Source organism: Shewanella surugensis, from assembly GCF_023284005.1.
GTDB classification, from domain to species: Bacteria; Pseudomonadota; Gammaproteobacteria; order Enterobacterales; family Shewanellaceae; genus Shewanella; species Shewanella surugensis.
Window position 1 is genome coordinate 1 of sequence record NZ_JAKIKS010000132.1, and the last position, 14,999, is coordinate 14,999.

The window sequence follows — 14,999 nt, forward strand, 5'->3', positions numbered from 1 at the left end:
AATACATTGAAGTTGATTACAATCGAACAAGAAGGCATAGTGCAATTGGGTATCAAAGCCCACTGCATTATGAACAGCAAAAAGTCGCTTAATTGAGTGTCCAGTTTTAGTACGGGGTATCATTGTATGTGTCTAGTGAATAATCAAAAACCATTTCATCTAATCTTTGAGCAAAAAATACTAGCCCTTCGAGATTTTCCGTATTATTCCATCGTTCTAATTTTTGATACTTCATGTGACTCCTAGTCGGAAAGATTAGCTATCCTAGAGAATTGCCTAACGCCTGCCAGCAGGGGCGGTTACGTCCCTCTGGCTGGCTTTGTTATACGATTTTACTCGACACATTCGTAATTATCCAAAAAAGACTGAACTTTATCAGGTATTGGAAAATCGAGTAATTTGATATTTTCTATTGCAGATTCAATTGCCCAGAATGCTTCTATATCAACGGGATAATATAATTTGGCCATATGCTCATCAACGTTATCCATGTGTTTAATCGAATTTTTACCGTTTAAAAGAAGCTTTTGTAATTTCTTTCTGTCCCTAAACCCTAAATCAAATTTATGTTGGACTTTAAGGAGTGAATCAATCGACTTAGTATGACGATCCGGTTTACCTGTATGAACACGAACAAATTTACCGAGAAGCTCTTCGGCTACAAATGCTAAGTTCATAGATGAGAAGTAACGGTGATGAATATCATATTCGTCGACAGCAGATTCCAAATACTCCAATGCGATCTTAAGCTTTGAATATTCATGCATATCTGGCATTCAATAGACTACCTTTTCGTATAACAGCTTATTCAACAGCAGCAGGATAATCTTCCAGACTGCTTAACATTATCAAGCAATAATACGTGTCTAAGTCATTATTGTAAATGATTATTCTTATAAAAGTAACAATTAACAAACAATAAGTAAAAAAACCGCATCAAGGCTCACTAGGCCCATAAAGTTAAAATCAGCAAAAAAAACGAAATGACTCATCGATTATATTTTATCAATATAATCAACTGTGTATTACCTATATTGGCAAAATACCATCAACAAGTTACTTATGTAAATAAAATGTTTAACCAAATAGTAATCCAATGCAAAACCATAGAGATAGCTCACACTTTTTCCCATAAGGCCAATTCGAAGAAACCCTACTGCTTTTATCTTTTCTTTTTCTGTTGATTTTAGATCCCCATCGGAAGCGTTAATGATTTTTTGAGAAAGCATGAAGCTCGTACCTAATTGCAGGTAATTTCGTTTGGGGCTGCAAGCTTATTCATTTCAAAATAAGCAAGAGGGGATTGCTGCGGTTCCCCTTTTGCTCCTGTGTGAATGGAAATTCACGGCCTTCATTAAGCGCAGCTTAATATCAAATCTCCTACTGTGAGCAGTCACTCACGACCTTAGCCTGCGGCAGGCAATTAACTTAAATAAGCCCAATCATTTCAAATAAGATAACGTTAAACAAATGAAGTTATTGATTCCCCCCAATGTGAGTGGCCACTCACGATCTCAGTCTCACCGCAGATGATAGGTAATACTGATTCACGACCTTCCATTAAGCGCTGCTTAATACTTATCCTCCTCTGAAAGCGATAATCAAAGATCCACACTTTCGGTATAACGCCTCAAATCACTGATCAAGCCTTTAATACTCGATTGTCCCTGCTGCTCGACTTGATTAAAGAGTACTTGCCCCACTTGCCGAGTGATACTGGTTTTATCGGTCTCACTCAATTCACTCTTGCCCTGCTGTTGCTCTGTTTGCGCTAGCTGCTCTGTTTCTGCCAATAGGGACATCACTTGCTCACGCTCAGCACTCGTTAAAGTGGGATCTAAAACCAAAGCTTTAAGCGATGTTATCGCCTCCAAAATAGAACCATTCATGCTTAACGCCGCCGTTTTCGCTAACGTTTCAACCCAAGGTTTACCTGTACTTTGTGCCACTTTAGAAAAAGTATGTTGAGTGGTGGCAAGATCGCCTTCTCGAATAGCCAGACTGCCTACAATCAAATTCGCCACCAGCGCTTCTTGCTCATACTTTTGCTCATAACCTGCAAATTCAGACTGTTTGAGTAAAGCCGACTGCTCCCTGGCTAAACTCACCCAACCTTTATTATAAAACGCCAATGACATGATGCTGTGGGCAATATATTTCTCTTTCATCTTATCGGCTTTATTGAGTGCCAGTTGACTATCTGCAATCGCATATTCATCATCAAGGCCCATGCTCCACATTAAGCCCAATAAGGCATGCACTCGGCCTCGACTCAGTGTGTCATGCTCGAAACCTGTGGGTTGGATATTATAAACATCTGTTATACCCCTTATCGTTTCTCTCGATAAAGTGTTATACATTCTATAGAAAAACCCATCTTGTAAATCTTCGTACTTGTCTCGCTCAGATTTTGCTGCAACCACACCAGAGACACTCAAAAGCAACATCAAACTGAAGATAGTCTGACCCCAATGTTTTATGATGGCTAACATGCATAACATCCTGTTTTAGTTATTGTTATTGTTATCATTATTTTTGTGATTGTGGTTTTTGTTTACTCATTCACATTTAACGTGCTAATAACACACTGCTTAATGTTTGGCCCTCTAATTCAAAACCTCCTTGAGCCCAACCTTGATAGTGTACACTCTTTATATCACTGACCGACATGAGTACCTGAGAATGCACCTCCGCTTTGATAGCAAAACCCTGCGCATTAATGGATACTCCCGCTAAATCCAAACGGCTTCCAGACAGTAATAAGCCTTTATCCGCATGAATATTGGCATTGGTAATAGTGATGACCGACTCGGTTGCCTTTAATGCTAACTCACTTCCATGGATCATTAAGTTTTCTATCGCCACCAGAGAATCGGTAATAATAAGAGTATCAGTGGTCATATTTTTCAGCTGAATATTACTACAAGCATTAATATTCACTGTTTTAAAATGCCCAGAATAAGATTTATTATTCTCATGATCGCAAACCAATATTGCTGAGTGATCGATAGACGCGGTGTTAGCGTTAAATTGATCCCACCTCTTTTCAGCCACATGAGTCTCCGTTATATGAAAGTCCGTTGAATCAGATAACGCAGCTTCGAATCCCGATAAAAATGCATCAGTGTGACTCTTCATCGGCACATGACCCGCATGATCAATGATCTGCACACTCACATCAGGCAAGCGAGCCCTCAGCACTTTAGCCGTCCGTAAAGGCGCGACCTGATCTTCTGCGCCCCAAATAACATGAGTCGGTACCTTGAGTTGACTAATTTCCTCACTAAAGTCTTCTTCCACCAAACTCAATGCGGCATTCAAGTTAGGCGTGGGGGCAACCAATAAATCCCAGCTCAGATCACTGTGTTGTAAAAAATCCGTTGCCCGAACATTTAAGCTGCCCATTTCAATCAAAGAGCCACTTAAATCTTTCATTTGAACCCACTTCGTTTGTAATACCTCAGGAAGTGCAAAAGACGGAGTGTTTTCGGTTGCAACGCTCGGTTCACTGACCTCATTTTGTCCCATATCATCGATTGACAAGCCGCTAATGTGTTTAATAAAAGCAGTTTTTTCAAGGATCCCCGCCGCATCCACTAAAATGAGTCGTTCCAGTTTATTGGGATACATAGCAGCAAAGCGTAAACTCACTGCCCCTCCCATAGAATGCCCCATAACAATCACGCTATCTTTTGCATAGCGAGCAATCACTTCATCTAACACTTGTGCGTAATGAGTAGGTGAATAGCGGCCATCGGGGATCCCCGACAAACCAAATCCGGGTAAATCAATCGCGATAATGTGATAGTGCTTTGCCAATTCAGGAACGACATCTTGCCAATCCTGCATCCCCAATTGACCCAAACCATGCACCAGTAACAGGCTTTGTGGATGTGCCAATCCTGTCTCAAACACCAGCATTTGTGAGTGAAAAATCGACTCAATAAAATAAGAATAACGCCCTTGAACATTGTCTTTATTTGCTGCGCTTTGCCCTAACATCTGCGTTGGAAATGGCTGTGCTTTCGCGATTTCAATTTCATTACTGTCTGGTGTCATCAAGCCTGAAGCCAGCGCCTGAACATTAACTTTGGCCTCTTCAAACCAAGAGGCAATCGCAAAAGAAGGGAGAATAAACAGCAAGCAAGTAGGTAAAACAAGATGATTACAACGCAAAGTCAATTCCTAATACTAATATTAACAAAAGGCATTGATACATAGAACAAAACCTTAATAGTGAACCTTATAGTACCACTAACGTTGTCATTACAAAATATCAACTAAAACATATTAAATCACCAACACGGGCTCACCAAGCAATTGCCACTGGTCTTGGCCTTCAAGCAACACTAAACTGTCATCATCACTGCATAAATAGCATTTAACCCCTTCACTGTTCACTAATTGCCTCACATCATGAATGGCTTCAGCATTTTTAATATGATGAGGCACAAAAATGAACGGCACTACCCCTAAACCTGATAATACCTTTATGCCTACATTGTCCACATCACCACACAAACTGGCGGTAATAATCGATGGCGTCATGATCATGGCACCCGCACTACCCCCTATTAATACGCCACCATTTCGCACATAATCACATAAAGCAGGCATGAGGTTTCTTTGCTTTAAAGCAAATAAAAAACGATAAGTATCCCCACCCGACAAATGAATGGCATCCAAGGTCAATAAATGCTGAAAAGTCACGTCATCAAATCCGGCTTCAAGCTCTACATATGTACTCAGCTCTGCACTTAATTCATCATAGATCCGCTTTGTTTGAGTGAAGTAAATCCGAGCGGTATCGGGCTCTGAAGCAATATAGCCCACTTGCGGTTTTTGGCTATGACAATCCGTTAATGCTAATGTTATCGCCTCTTTTCCTCCTTTGGTTTCAATATTACTGATCAAGGCTAAAGTCATTTGCATTTTAATCACTTTGTCATTTTTTTCGATTACGTCAAATCCAGCGCTTTTATATACGTTCAATCCACTTACATTTTTTTCATGAACACTGAACCTGATCACCTGCACCGACAATATTTAATTAGCATCATACTCAAGTAAAAGTAAAACAATCACTAAACATCCAATGTTTCCATGAAAGACCTTAACCAATTAACAAATACTTGCACTCTAGGCAGTTTATTACGCCCCGCTGGAATAATCGCATACAACGTAACCCCCTCAATTCGGCAGTCTGGCAGAATTTCTATTAATTCCCCCTTTGCTTGAGCCTTACGCAAAGCCGCGAGAGGAATAAGCCCAATCCCCACGCCTGCACACATGGCACTATAGAGGGTAATAAAGTCATGACAAATCAATCGACCACTAATCGGCACTTTTTGAACCTCACCCTGCTTATCAATAATCGGCCAATACTCATGTACAACACCCCTTCTCACAACCCGAATACAGTCATGTTGGCTCAATTCAAGCGGGCTTTCAGGAAGCCCGTAACGAGCAAGGTACTCAGGTGTTGCAGCGATTTTAGGCGAGACAGCCCCTAAATGCCGACCAATATGGCTACTATCATTAGGTACACCGATATGAGTCCCCACATCCCAACCACCCGCTAATAAATCCACGGGCTCATCTGAAATCTGAACTTGTATAACGATAAGTGGGTTGTGTAGCATAAAATCATTCAATGCATCCATAATGCCATATGACAACATTGAGGTCGGTAACACCACTCTAACCGTACCCGATATTTCATTCGAAGTCGGCAGTAACTCCCTTTGTGCATGGGCGAGTTCCGAGAGAATACGTTGGCATCGAGAATAAAAAACCTTCCCTTCATCGGTGACATGTAAACGTCGAGTCGTACGCGTTAAAAGACGCACGCCAAGCGCAGCCTCTAAGCGAGCCAGTCGACGGCTCACCAAGGTCGCAGATAAACCCAAGACTCGACCCGCAGCGGCAAGATGCCCCGAATCGATAACTTGTACATACACCTTAAGATCTTCGATATGTTCTATTGTCATTTTTTTATTATGTACATATTTGAAATAGTAAAACCACAATAACATATCTATACGTCGATAAACTTTCTGCCTATATTATTTCCTATCCAATATCAAACCGCTGTAAAGCGTAAATAGGAGCACCATTATGAGCACAGTCACCGTTACCCAACTCTTCAATGTTGACATCGAAACCGTATGGGCACAAATAGCAGATGTTACCCTCATATCAAACTGGCACCCGAGTGTCGATTACGCCGACTTATTAAGTCCTCATGCTAGTGGTATGGGGGCAACTCGGCGCTGTAATTTTTACGACGGTACCAATGTCATTGAAGAAGTTGTCAATTTGGATAGGAAACATCATTCATTCTCACTGCAAATTCGAGAGTTTAAAGGACCCATTAATCGATTTGATTCTCACTGGACATTACGCTCGACTCCATCTGGCGCAACCCAAATAACTGTCGTAATGGACTACGACATGAAGTTAAGTATTTTAGGAGCCGCAATGAATGTCTTAATGATTAAAGGCAATATGGCTAAACGGCTCAATAAGCTCATGCAAGCTTTAGGACACCACTTAAAAACCGGAGAGCTTATCGACCAACACTTTTAATGAGTAAAAAATCAAACATTTCATGCTGAATTACTCTTAAATAAACCAACCCATAAAATTACCTAAGGGAATACAAAGCCAACCGTTATCCTTAGGTAATCTTTCACCACACGTAACCCATATCCTTAAATAAAGACCAAACTGAATGATATGCCTTCTTGGATTTTTAGCTACACTTAAAGTCGAATATAAACTATCGTAACAACCACTCGTGACGGGTTTATGCAAAAATTAAGTGTATTACTCATCTTATTATTCAGCCCATGTCTATGGGCAAAGGTCTGTGACGCGCCAAAAACCCTAAACGGGCTCACACTGATTTTTACTGTTAATGAAAAATATGGGCATTATAGTCCCGACCCCATAGGGGTATTACAAACCTCTTTTACAAAACAAAACTTTACCACCAATATTATTCAAAATAATTATCATTTCATCGGTAAATACACCTATCAGCATTTAGGCTCAGGACTAGCAAAATTAACGGCAAGGCAATTATTAGGCCCAAAAGTCATACGATACAGTATGACCCTTGTATGCATAAGCCCTAGATTGGGTTATTACATTTATAGTCAAATTGAAGGCCCTCGCCTACCCAATGTTCGACAAAATACAGGTCAGTACATGATACGCGACTCAGTAAAATTGTGATTTAAGGAACTAATGTGAGGGAATGGGATGAGACTGTTAACTATCTTAATAATTTTATTCACAGGAATTAATACCAGTTATGCCAACTGTCAGCTACCGAGAACATTGGAAGGTAAAACCATTTTATTACGAGTCGACGGGACCTATACGCCTAATAATCCCATGGCAGATAGCGTACAAGAATTAAAGTTTAAAAAACACAGCTATCAAGTCACCATACTCAATACAGGCATAACGGCCTCAGGGACATATCGTTATGAATACTTTGACCCTAAATTAGCCAGACTCAGCGTTAGAGAAGGAAAAGGAAAAAAATTGTCCCTCTACTCTGAAACTTTTGTGTGTGAAACCAATAGAGTCGGCTATTTTATTTTTAGTCAAACCCAAGGCCCTATTAAACCTGATATACGACAAAATACTGGCGTTTATATTATCGAATAATGTTTATTCTTAAAATATGGCATCATTGGAGTCGATACATGAAACAAGTGACACCATACAAAATAGTTTTAATGTTCAGTTTGTTAATGACATATTCAGTCACTGCGTCAGTACAAGACTGTGAATTACCGCTATCTTTAGTGGGCAGCCGCATATTAATCGGCATTAATGGCATGCATGCCCCCACTAGCGCCAAAGCCTTTAATTTACAAGCCTTAACATTTACCGAAACACAAATCCAAGACATGAACATGACCACAGGTGAAACGAGTCGAGGTACTTATAGCTATAACAGACTCTCATCTGGAATAGGCTTATTAGATGTTAAGCTGACCCAAGGGCCAGAGCAGTCCATTTATAGGGAAGTATTAGTCTGTAAAACGGCACTTATCGGTAAATTTATTTTTAGCCAAACTCAAGGCATGATTAAACCCGATATTAGACAAGACTCTGGCACATATATCATACAGACTCATATCTCTCAATGAGTCGACTTCACATGAATAGGCCAACATGAATAAGCCAACATGAATAAGCCAACATGAATAAGCCAACATGAATAAGCCAACATGAATAAGCCAACATGAATAAGCCAACATGAATGAGACCACTTATTATCGGCATAGTTGAATAGAATAAGGACACAGCATGAAAATCACACTTTTGATATTCAACTTTTATTTATTGATAATGTTCCCATTGAATGTATTTGCTAATCTATGTAAAATACCAACAACGTTGACTGGAAAACGTATTGTACTTGAACTTAACGGTCAATATACAACCAATAACCCTAGAGCCGGCGAATTACAAGAGTTTACCTTTATTAGCTCAACCACATTAAAAGAACGATCTTTTCATACCGGTCAAGGTTTATCGGGTCCATATCAATATCAAGTACTCGCGCCTGATATCGGCTTACTCACCACCACATTAATGCAAAAAGAGATCCTAATTTCCAAATTCGATTTGATTTTTATGTGCCAAAACAACACCACTGGACGCTATATTTTTAGCCAAGGGGAAGGCATAGAAAAACCGACTATCAGACAAAATGTCGGCACCTATTTTATTAGGTCTCACTAAAAAATGGCGAAAGTAATAACCTCATTAACTTAAAAAGAATTAATACCCATCCGACTCAATATGTGATCTTTCAGCGAGAACTGACATGTCAATTCAACGGTTCCTTAATACAGAATAAGCAAAGAACTTTCATCTCGACTTTATTGAATATAAGGTCTACCAAATTTATCAAGACAGCCATAATTATTTTCTTATACTGTGATCCCCTTCTTCAAAGTAGCCGCTAACCCGCTACAATTAATATCTTTATATGAATTTTACGCACGATAAATTTCCAAGCTCTACTCAGTCAAAAAATGATAAGGTTGATAACATTAGCGTAATACTAATCAAATAAAACTAAGCATTATCAATGCCTTTCATTACCCATATACTAAACAAAATAATTAGGAAAATAATCTTGGATCTTTTACTCCGTTATTCACTTTCACTCAGTATTTTCTTTAAATCTTCAGGGATAGGCATAGGTTTCATTGGATTGACATTGGCCCCACCCGTATTCCCTAAAGGAACCCAAATTTTAGAAAATAATACGGAAGCTATCATTCGTGTTACTTGGCCAAACACTTCCTTTATATTGTGTTTCCTTATACCAACTTTTAGCATCCACCAATGGGATTTGGTATGCGGGATGATATACCTCTGACCAAGGATGTGAGCACGTTCTAGATGATGAAAAGAACCAGTAAACTCATTTAACTTATAGAGTCTAATGGCTTCACCCAATTCTAAATTGTACGCTACTTTAAGTTTATTTCGCATGATATGCTCATTTCATTCCGATTAGATATCTTATTAATTATAAAGAACTTCATACTCTGCGTGCAAACATAACGCCGCCAACTTTACTGCGTCCCTCTGTCTGGCTTTGTTATGTATTTGATAGTGAAGAAAACTTGGTTGCTATTGATTTAGGCCATTGATTTAAGTCTGAACCAAAAATCGACTTGAAGTTTTCAAATTCACAGCTTAACTCTATTTCTTCGCCTCTCCGTAATAATGCTTCATATTTTGAATAATATTCTTTGCACCGTTTTTCATATAAAAGAGCATCACTTTCAAGTTGTTCTCTAGTTGCTATAAGTCACAGTTTATCGTAAATAGTAGATATACTTAGGCTTGAAAAGCTCCTTGAATAGCTTCACACTTATGTTTAAAGTTTCTTTTACTATCTTCTTCAACGGCCTTTATTAGGACTTTCTCACTATATTTCACGCCCTCAAGATAGCGATCTGCTTTCTGAAAATAAGGAATGATTTTTGTGTAATGGCCCCCTGAATAGCCAGTTGCTTCTACCATTTTGGGGATGGCTAACTTTAACAAGTCGATAGCGTCATCAAATTTCGATTCTTTTGCTAAAGAAGTTGCAGCTTTTAGCGTACTAGGGATATCCATTTACACTCCATAATTAAGAACACTGACACATAACCTTTGTATACTGCACAGCTCATTCACCAAGCTCTCGACTTAACAAGCAGACTAGTACTTCCACCCCAAGCAAGCGCATCACTAATATACTGTAGTATATACATTTATAAGATTTTAGTTAGATACACCAGTCTTTAAAAGGCGAAAAATAATTGTGGGTGTCCGAATTATTATATCCTAAGCCAAGGGGATTTAACCTACTAATATTGAGTCCCTTTATATCTTGACTTCACATTGATAGTTGCGATGCCTATTTAGGCTTCTTTCATGTAACTTGGGTCAAGCCTAGTAAATAGGTCTTTTCGAGCGCATTTCTAATACATTAGCAATGCACCAATACAACTTTGCCTAGGGTATTGCCACTGCGAAGACATTGAATAGCTTGGTGTGCTTGATCAAAAGGGAATACATGCCCAATATGAGGTGGTGGAATATCCACGGCTCCCATATCAGCTATAAGTGACTTCATGACAGTTAAGTGCTCCCAAAGCCATATTAAGTTAAATGCCATGACGGATTTGTTGTTACTGATCATATCCATCACATCATATTTTGGTCGTATTAAATACTGTAACGCAGCTTGTAAATACTTGGGCCTATTTCGGCCTGGAGTAAACTCTGCAGCTCCAAATACGATAAGTCTTCCCATCGGGCGTAATGCATTAAAGCTGGCCTTCTGAATCATTCCACCAATGCCGTCCAATACCAAATCGAACTCCAGCTGTTGTGATATCAATTGCTTTTGAAAATTTTTTTCACGGACTAAAATAGATTCAAACCCTTGCTCCTTAAGAAATTGTGCTTTTTTATTTGACCTTACGGTTCCTATTGGTGTTGCGCCTATAGCACGTACAATCCTCATCGCCTGTAGGCCTACACCACCCGCAGCGCTGTGAATCAGAACGTTATGTCGTGATTGGATATTACCCAAGACCTTTAATGCATAGTAAGCCGTTAACGTTTGAACTAAGTAGCCGGCCCCTTGCTCAAAGTTCCAATGATCAGGCAAAGCCTGCAAATAATCATCATGGGTGATGATATGAGTTGTATAGCCGCCAAATCGTGTCACTCCCATAACTCGATCGCCGACCTTAAATTTTGAACCTTGAGCGCCAACATGAATCACTTCACCTGCGAACTCCAAGCCGGGTGTAAATGAACCTTTTGGGGTTGCACTGTACAAACCCGTTAATGCAAAAATATCGGAAAAATTTAATCCGACCGATTTAACCGCCACACAAACGTCTTTTACATTCGATAAAACCAAAGTATCTTCTACCAGCTTCAATCGAGAAATAGCGCCAGCTTTGGATGTTATCCATGATTGTATGGTTTGATTATTGATGCTCAATATAATGCTGCCTATTATTTCACTTGGGGATATCCCCCAAACCTAAATCATCTAGGTAAAAAAATCTAGCTCGTTTTTATTGCCTGCATAAGGAAGATAGTTGTGATGTTACATTCAATGCTAAGAGAGGGTGTTTTGTAGGAAGTGCCAAAAGTATTAAATTAACGATTGATGCTATAATCTTTTGTTGAACGAAGCCGCTGTGCGGCAGAAAAGATAAAAATCACCTTTACCTTCCCATCATAAATACTTTCTAGAGGCGACCTATCTTGGTCGTATCTCAGGAGTATTGTCATGAGTCCATTCGAACAACAACGCTTTTATTCTCTTTATCAACAACAGCTTACCAACTTAACACTGCAAGGCAAGCGACCTGCTACCATTGATGCTTATTCACGTGCAATTAGGCGAATTGCGGCCTATTTCGACTGTTGTCCTGATAACCTTTCCATTGATGATTTAAAACGTTACTTTGCTGATTTAATTGAGTCTCACTCATGGAGTACAGTCAAGCTCGACCGGAACGGCTTGCAGTTTTTCTATCGTCACGTACTTAACCAGCAATGGGAGTGGCTCAACATCGTCAAGCCTCCGCAGGTCAAACGCCTGCCTGATATTATCACACAAACTGAAGTGGCTATCGTCATTAGTCTCACTCGCCAATTACGTTATCAAGTCTGCTTTTTAACCCTTTATAGTATGGGGTTACGGCTAGGTGAGGCCGTAACATTGCGTGTCGGCGATATCGATTTCACAGTTGATGCAAGTGCATATTCGTGATGCCAAAGGCGGTAAAGATTGATTCCTTTGCCTCAACGCACTTTGTTAGCATTGCGCTATTACTGGAAAACCCATCGACATCCTCACTTTCTGTTTCCCGGTAAAAATAATCAATCGGACTCTCTGATAGGCAAAGGCGGTATTCAAAAAGCGATGAAGTTAGTTATTGCCGAGTGTAATATTCATAAATCCATTAGCCCGCATAACTTACGTCATAGCTACGCTACTCACCTACTTGAGCAAGGACTCGATTTACGGTCAGTGCAAAGCTTACTCGGTCACAACAGTCTCAACACCACTGCTCGCTATACCAAACTCATCACTACCATTACTCGTAAAAATACTGTCAAGGCCATTAATCAACTCACTGATGGGTTGGCTTTAAAATGGGAGTGTGACACATGAGGTTTATCGATATTTTACGTCAGCATCTTGATGTATTTAATCAAGATTACGACCGTCAAATCACAGTATCGATGCGCCAAGCTATCCATGCCATGCTCAGTTGCCGCAGCAACACCCTAAGAGTGAGCCAATGGGCTTGCCATCACTGTACTCATACGGCTGAGTTTCCACTTTCTTGTGGTCATCGAAGTTGTCCTCAATGCCAGCACAACACCACGACAGATTGGCTTGCCAAGCAACAAGCTAAATTACTCCCTGCGGACTATTACATGGTCACTTTTACCTTGCCTTATGAGTTGCGAACAATGACTAAACGTCAACCTGAGCAAGTTTATAAAGCCATGTTCACCGTTGCCGCCAGTGTGCTGAAAGACTTTGCCAAAAATGCAAAACAACTGGGCGGTGACATTGGTTTTACGGGCGTATTACATACTCACAGCAGGCGGCGTGACTACCATCCCCATATCCACTTTATCATCCCAGCAGGTAGCTTCAATAAAGGCAAAAAACAGTGGCAAAAGAGTAAAAGCAAGTACCTGTTTAACGCCTTTAACCTAACTAAAGTGTGGCGAGCACGACTGTTGGAAAACCTAGCACAACAACAGGATATCAAGTTGCCTGGCTCACTCCCTAAAAAGTGGGTGGTCGACTGCCTATATGTGGGTAAAGGTTTCCCAGCGCTTAAATACTTGTCACGTTATCTCTATCTTGGTGTGTTACCTGACAAAAATATTATCAGTGATATTGATGGCCAAGTCAGCTTTGACTATGTAGACAGTCAAACTCAAACCAATAAAGTACGCACGTTACCCGCTGTTGAGTTTCTCTGGTTAGTGTTACAGCACGTACTTCCGAAGGGGTTACGCCGAGTGCGAGATTATGGGTTACTGAGCGGAAATTGCAGCAAACTACGACAGCAAATACAACTCATGCTCGCGGTTGCAGGGGCCGTATTTCCAAGATTACCCGAGATAAAACGTACTTTATCGACACGCTGTTGTCCGTGTTGCCAACAAGCAATGCACTTTATGGGCATTCACCGACGTCAGTTGGGAAACGGCCGACCGACAAACTTCATGATCACAGCCTAGCGCTGAAACATATTTCTAGAAATAGAAGATAATGGTTTTCAACCAACGAAGAGGTGGTAACTGGTAACGAACTGACATAGAAACAATTATTTTATTAGCTACGAAGCTAAGGGATCATCACAACTATCAAAAACGGTCCCCTGAAACATCACCCTAAACAGAGCGAACTCTGTTCTGGTCTAATCCCATTGGACACTTAATTTTGAGACAGTAGTGTTAATAAATTAAGAGGTTTATATGAGTTTGAAAAAATCACATAAGAGTTACCCGCAGACATTTAAAGATGAAGCTGTCTTAATGGTGTTAGAACAAGGCTACAGTGTTGCTGATGCAGCAAAGTCACTTGGAGTAAGTACAAGTCTGCTTTATAACTGGAAAGAAAAGCACGAAGCCAAGCAGCAAGGGTTCACCTTGGAAGAGCCTGAGCGAGATGAACTCAAACGATTGCGTAAAGAAAACAAAGTATTACGTATGGAAAAAGACATCCTAAAAATACCCAAGGGGCACACCGAGGCAAGCGCCTTCTTTGCGAAAGAAATGAAGTAAAATATCACTTCATTAAACAACAATCTAAACTATTCCCTATAGCGCTGTTATGCCGTGTTATGAGTGTCAGTAAATCTGGCTATTACGATTGGCATAAGCGCCCTGCAAACGTGATAAGCCTTGATACACCCAAGCTTTATCGCCGTGTTCGACACTTATTTAAGAAAAGTCGAGGCAGCTTAGGGAATCGTGAGATGGTGAAGCGATTACGCAAAGAAGGCTACCAAGTTGGCCGCTATTTAGTTCGTAAAATCATGCGACGTTTACGACTCAAGGTCACTCAACGGCAAGCTTATAAGGTGACAACAAAGCGAAAACACAGTGATAGCGTTGCTGATAACCTGCTAAACATGAACTTTAATCCAACTTCTACGAATCAAGTTTGGGCTGGTGACGTGACTTATTTGAAGACGGGTGAAGGCTGGATGTATTTAGCTGTAGTGATGGATTTATATTCACGTCGAATAGTGGGATGGCACATAGATAAACGCATGACAACAGACTTGATATCCAAGGCATTAATGAAAGCTTATAACCTTCGGCAACCGCCTAAAGGCTTAGTATTTCACAGTGACAGGGGCTCACAGTATACCAGTAAGCAATTCGGTAAACTGTTATCGAGTTATGGGATC

At 40.2% G+C, this 14,999-nt stretch carries 17 protein-coding genes and 1 pseudogene; 10 read left to right on the forward strand and 8 right to left on the reverse strand.

Annotation, left to right across the window (positions count from 1 at the left end; all coding sequences use genetic code 11):
* On the forward strand, window positions 1–92 hold a 92-nt coding region (locus tag L2764_RS28320; RefSeq protein ID WP_376708471.1), incomplete at its 5' end, for an IS3 family transposase.
* Window positions 93–332: 240 nt separating this feature from the next.
* On the opposite strand, the gene L2764_RS22410 is transcribed toward L2764_RS28320, so the two are convergent.
* The 5 genes from L2764_RS22410 to L2764_RS22430 form a co-directional block, all read right to left on the reverse strand.
* Complete coding sequence (locus L2764_RS22410; RefSeq protein ID WP_248942555.1) at window positions 333–776, reverse strand: hypothetical protein; 444 nt, start codon at window positions 774–776, stop codon at window positions 333–335.
* Between the two features lie 825 nt (window positions 777–1,601).
* Window positions 1,602–2,492, reverse strand: a complete 891-nt coding sequence (locus L2764_RS22415) for a hypothetical protein (protein WP_248942556.1) — start codon at window positions 2,490–2,492, stop codon at window positions 1,602–1,604.
* Window positions 2,493–2,568: 76 nt separating this feature from the next.
* A complete protein-coding gene (locus tag L2764_RS22420) occupies window positions 2,569–4,176 on the reverse strand; it encodes an alpha/beta fold hydrolase (protein WP_248942557.1) in 1,608 nt (535 codons plus the stop codon).
* A gap of 114 nt (window positions 4,177–4,290) precedes the next feature.
* The gene (locus L2764_RS22425; RefSeq protein ID WP_248942558.1) at window positions 4,291–4,992 is read right to left on the reverse strand and encodes a Type 1 glutamine amidotransferase-like domain-containing protein; all 702 of its coding nucleotides are present in this window, start codon (window positions 4,990–4,992) and stop codon (window positions 4,291–4,293) included.
* 92 nt (window positions 4,993–5,084) lie between these two features.
* Complete coding sequence (locus tag L2764_RS22430; protein ID WP_248942559.1) at window positions 5,085–5,990, reverse strand: LysR family transcriptional regulator; 906 nt, start codon at window positions 5,988–5,990, stop codon at window positions 5,085–5,087.
* A gap of 127 nt (window positions 5,991–6,117) precedes the next feature.
* On the opposite strand from L2764_RS22430, the gene L2764_RS22435 reads away from it, so the two are divergent.
* From L2764_RS22435 to L2764_RS22455, 5 genes are all read left to right on the forward strand, one after another.
* Window positions 6,118–6,588 (forward strand): SRPBCC family protein, encoded by a 471-nt coding sequence (locus L2764_RS22435; RefSeq protein ID WP_248942560.1) that lies wholly within the window; start codon window positions 6,118–6,120, stop codon window positions 6,586–6,588.
* 222 nt (window positions 6,589–6,810) lie between these two features.
* Window positions 6,811–7,239: a hypothetical protein gene (locus L2764_RS22440; RefSeq protein ID WP_248942561.1), complete on the forward strand. Its 429-nt coding sequence runs from the start codon at window positions 6,811–6,813 to the stop codon at window positions 7,237–7,239.
* A gap of 27 nt (window positions 7,240–7,266) precedes the next feature.
* Window positions 7,267–7,680 (forward strand): hypothetical protein, encoded by a 414-nt coding sequence (locus tag L2764_RS22445; RefSeq protein ID WP_248942562.1) that lies wholly within the window; start codon window positions 7,267–7,269, stop codon window positions 7,678–7,680.
* A gap of 38 nt (window positions 7,681–7,718) precedes the next feature.
* A complete protein-coding gene (locus L2764_RS22450) occupies window positions 7,719–8,168 on the forward strand; it encodes a hypothetical protein (RefSeq protein WP_248942563.1) in 450 nt (149 codons plus the stop codon).
* Between the two features lie 160 nt (window positions 8,169–8,328).
* On the forward strand, window positions 8,329–8,766 hold the full coding sequence (locus L2764_RS22455; RefSeq protein ID WP_248942564.1) for a hypothetical protein: 438 nt from the start codon (window positions 8,329–8,331) through the stop codon (window positions 8,764–8,766).
* A gap of 417 nt (window positions 8,767–9,183) precedes the next feature.
* On the opposite strand, the gene L2764_RS22460 is transcribed toward L2764_RS22455, so the two are convergent.
* The 3 genes from L2764_RS22460 to L2764_RS22470 all read right to left on the reverse strand — a co-directional run bounded on the left by L2764_RS22460 (window position 9,184) and on the right by L2764_RS22470 (window position 11,545).
* A complete protein-coding gene (locus L2764_RS22460; protein ID WP_248942565.1) occupies window positions 9,184–9,528 on the reverse strand; it encodes a DUF3703 domain-containing protein in 345 nt (114 codons plus the stop codon).
* A 351-nt stretch (window positions 9,529–9,879) separates the two neighbouring features.
* Complete coding sequence (locus L2764_RS22465) at window positions 9,880–10,161, reverse strand: hypothetical protein (RefSeq protein ID WP_248942566.1); 282 nt, start codon at window positions 10,159–10,161, stop codon at window positions 9,880–9,882.
* Between the two features lie 355 nt (window positions 10,162–10,516).
* Window positions 10,517–11,545: a zinc-binding dehydrogenase gene (locus L2764_RS22470; RefSeq protein ID WP_248942567.1), complete on the reverse strand. Its 1,029-nt coding sequence runs from the start codon at window positions 11,543–11,545 to the stop codon at window positions 10,517–10,519.
* A 294-nt stretch (window positions 11,546–11,839) separates the two neighbouring features.
* On the opposite strand from L2764_RS22470, the gene L2764_RS22475 reads away from it, so the two are divergent.
* From L2764_RS22475 to L2764_RS22490, 4 genes and pseudogenes are all read left to right on the forward strand, one after another.
* A complete protein-coding gene (locus tag L2764_RS22475) occupies window positions 11,840–12,325 on the forward strand; it encodes a tyrosine-type recombinase/integrase (protein ID WP_248942568.1) in 486 nt (161 codons plus the stop codon).
* Window positions 12,326–12,343: 18 nt separating this feature from the next.
* On the forward strand, window positions 12,344–12,730 hold the full coding sequence (locus L2764_RS22480; protein WP_248942569.1) for a tyrosine-type recombinase/integrase: 387 nt from the start codon (window positions 12,344–12,346) through the stop codon (window positions 12,728–12,730).
* The gene (locus L2764_RS22485) at window positions 12,727–13,821 is read left to right on the forward strand and encodes an IS91 family transposase (RefSeq protein WP_248942570.1); all 1,095 of its coding nucleotides are present in this window, start codon (window positions 12,727–12,729) and stop codon (window positions 13,819–13,821) included. Before L2764_RS22480 ends, L2764_RS22485 begins: the two co-directional genes overlap by 4 nt.
* A 237-nt stretch (window positions 13,822–14,058) precedes the next feature.
* A pseudogene (locus tag L2764_RS22490) lies at window positions 14,059–14,999 on the forward strand (IS3 family transposase); the annotation flags it as partial.

Coding starts and splice junctions, on each gene's coding strand:
- L2764_RS22455 (WP_248942564.1), top strand. CDS start 8,329: ATGAAAATCACACTTTTGATATTCAACTTTTATTTATTGATAATGTTC.
- L2764_RS22475 (WP_248942568.1), top strand. CDS start 11,840: ATGAGTCCATTCGAACAACAACGCTTTTATTCTCTTTATCAACAACAG.
- L2764_RS22430 (WP_248942559.1), bottom strand. CDS start 5,990: ATGACAATAGAACATATCGAAGATCTTAAGGTGTATGTACAAGTTATC.
- L2764_RS22435 (WP_248942560.1), top strand. CDS start 6,118: ATGAGCACAGTCACCGTTACCCAACTCTTCAATGTTGACATCGAAACC.
- L2764_RS22410 (WP_248942555.1), bottom strand. CDS start 776: ATGCCAGATATGCATGAATATTCAAAGCTTAAGATCGCATTGGAGTAT.
- L2764_RS22465 (WP_248942566.1), bottom strand. CDS start 10,161: ATGGATATCCCTAGTACGCTAAAAGCTGCAACTTCTTTAGCAAAAGAA.
- L2764_RS22440 (WP_248942561.1), top strand. CDS start 6,811: ATGCAAAAATTAAGTGTATTACTCATCTTATTATTCAGCCCATGTCTA.
- L2764_RS22485 (WP_248942570.1), top strand. CDS start 12,727: ATGAGGTTTATCGATATTTTACGTCAGCATCTTGATGTATTTAATCAA.
- L2764_RS22415 (WP_248942556.1), bottom strand. CDS start 2,492: ATGTTAGCCATCATAAAACATTGGGGTCAGACTATCTTCAGTTTGATG.
- L2764_RS22450 (WP_248942563.1), top strand. CDS start 7,719: ATGAAACAAGTGACACCATACAAAATAGTTTTAATGTTCAGTTTGTTA.
- L2764_RS22460 (WP_248942565.1), bottom strand. CDS start 9,528: ATGCGAAATAAACTTAAAGTAGCGTACAATTTAGAATTGGGTGAAGCC.
- L2764_RS22445 (WP_248942562.1), top strand. CDS start 7,267: ATGAGACTGTTAACTATCTTAATAATTTTATTCACAGGAATTAATACC.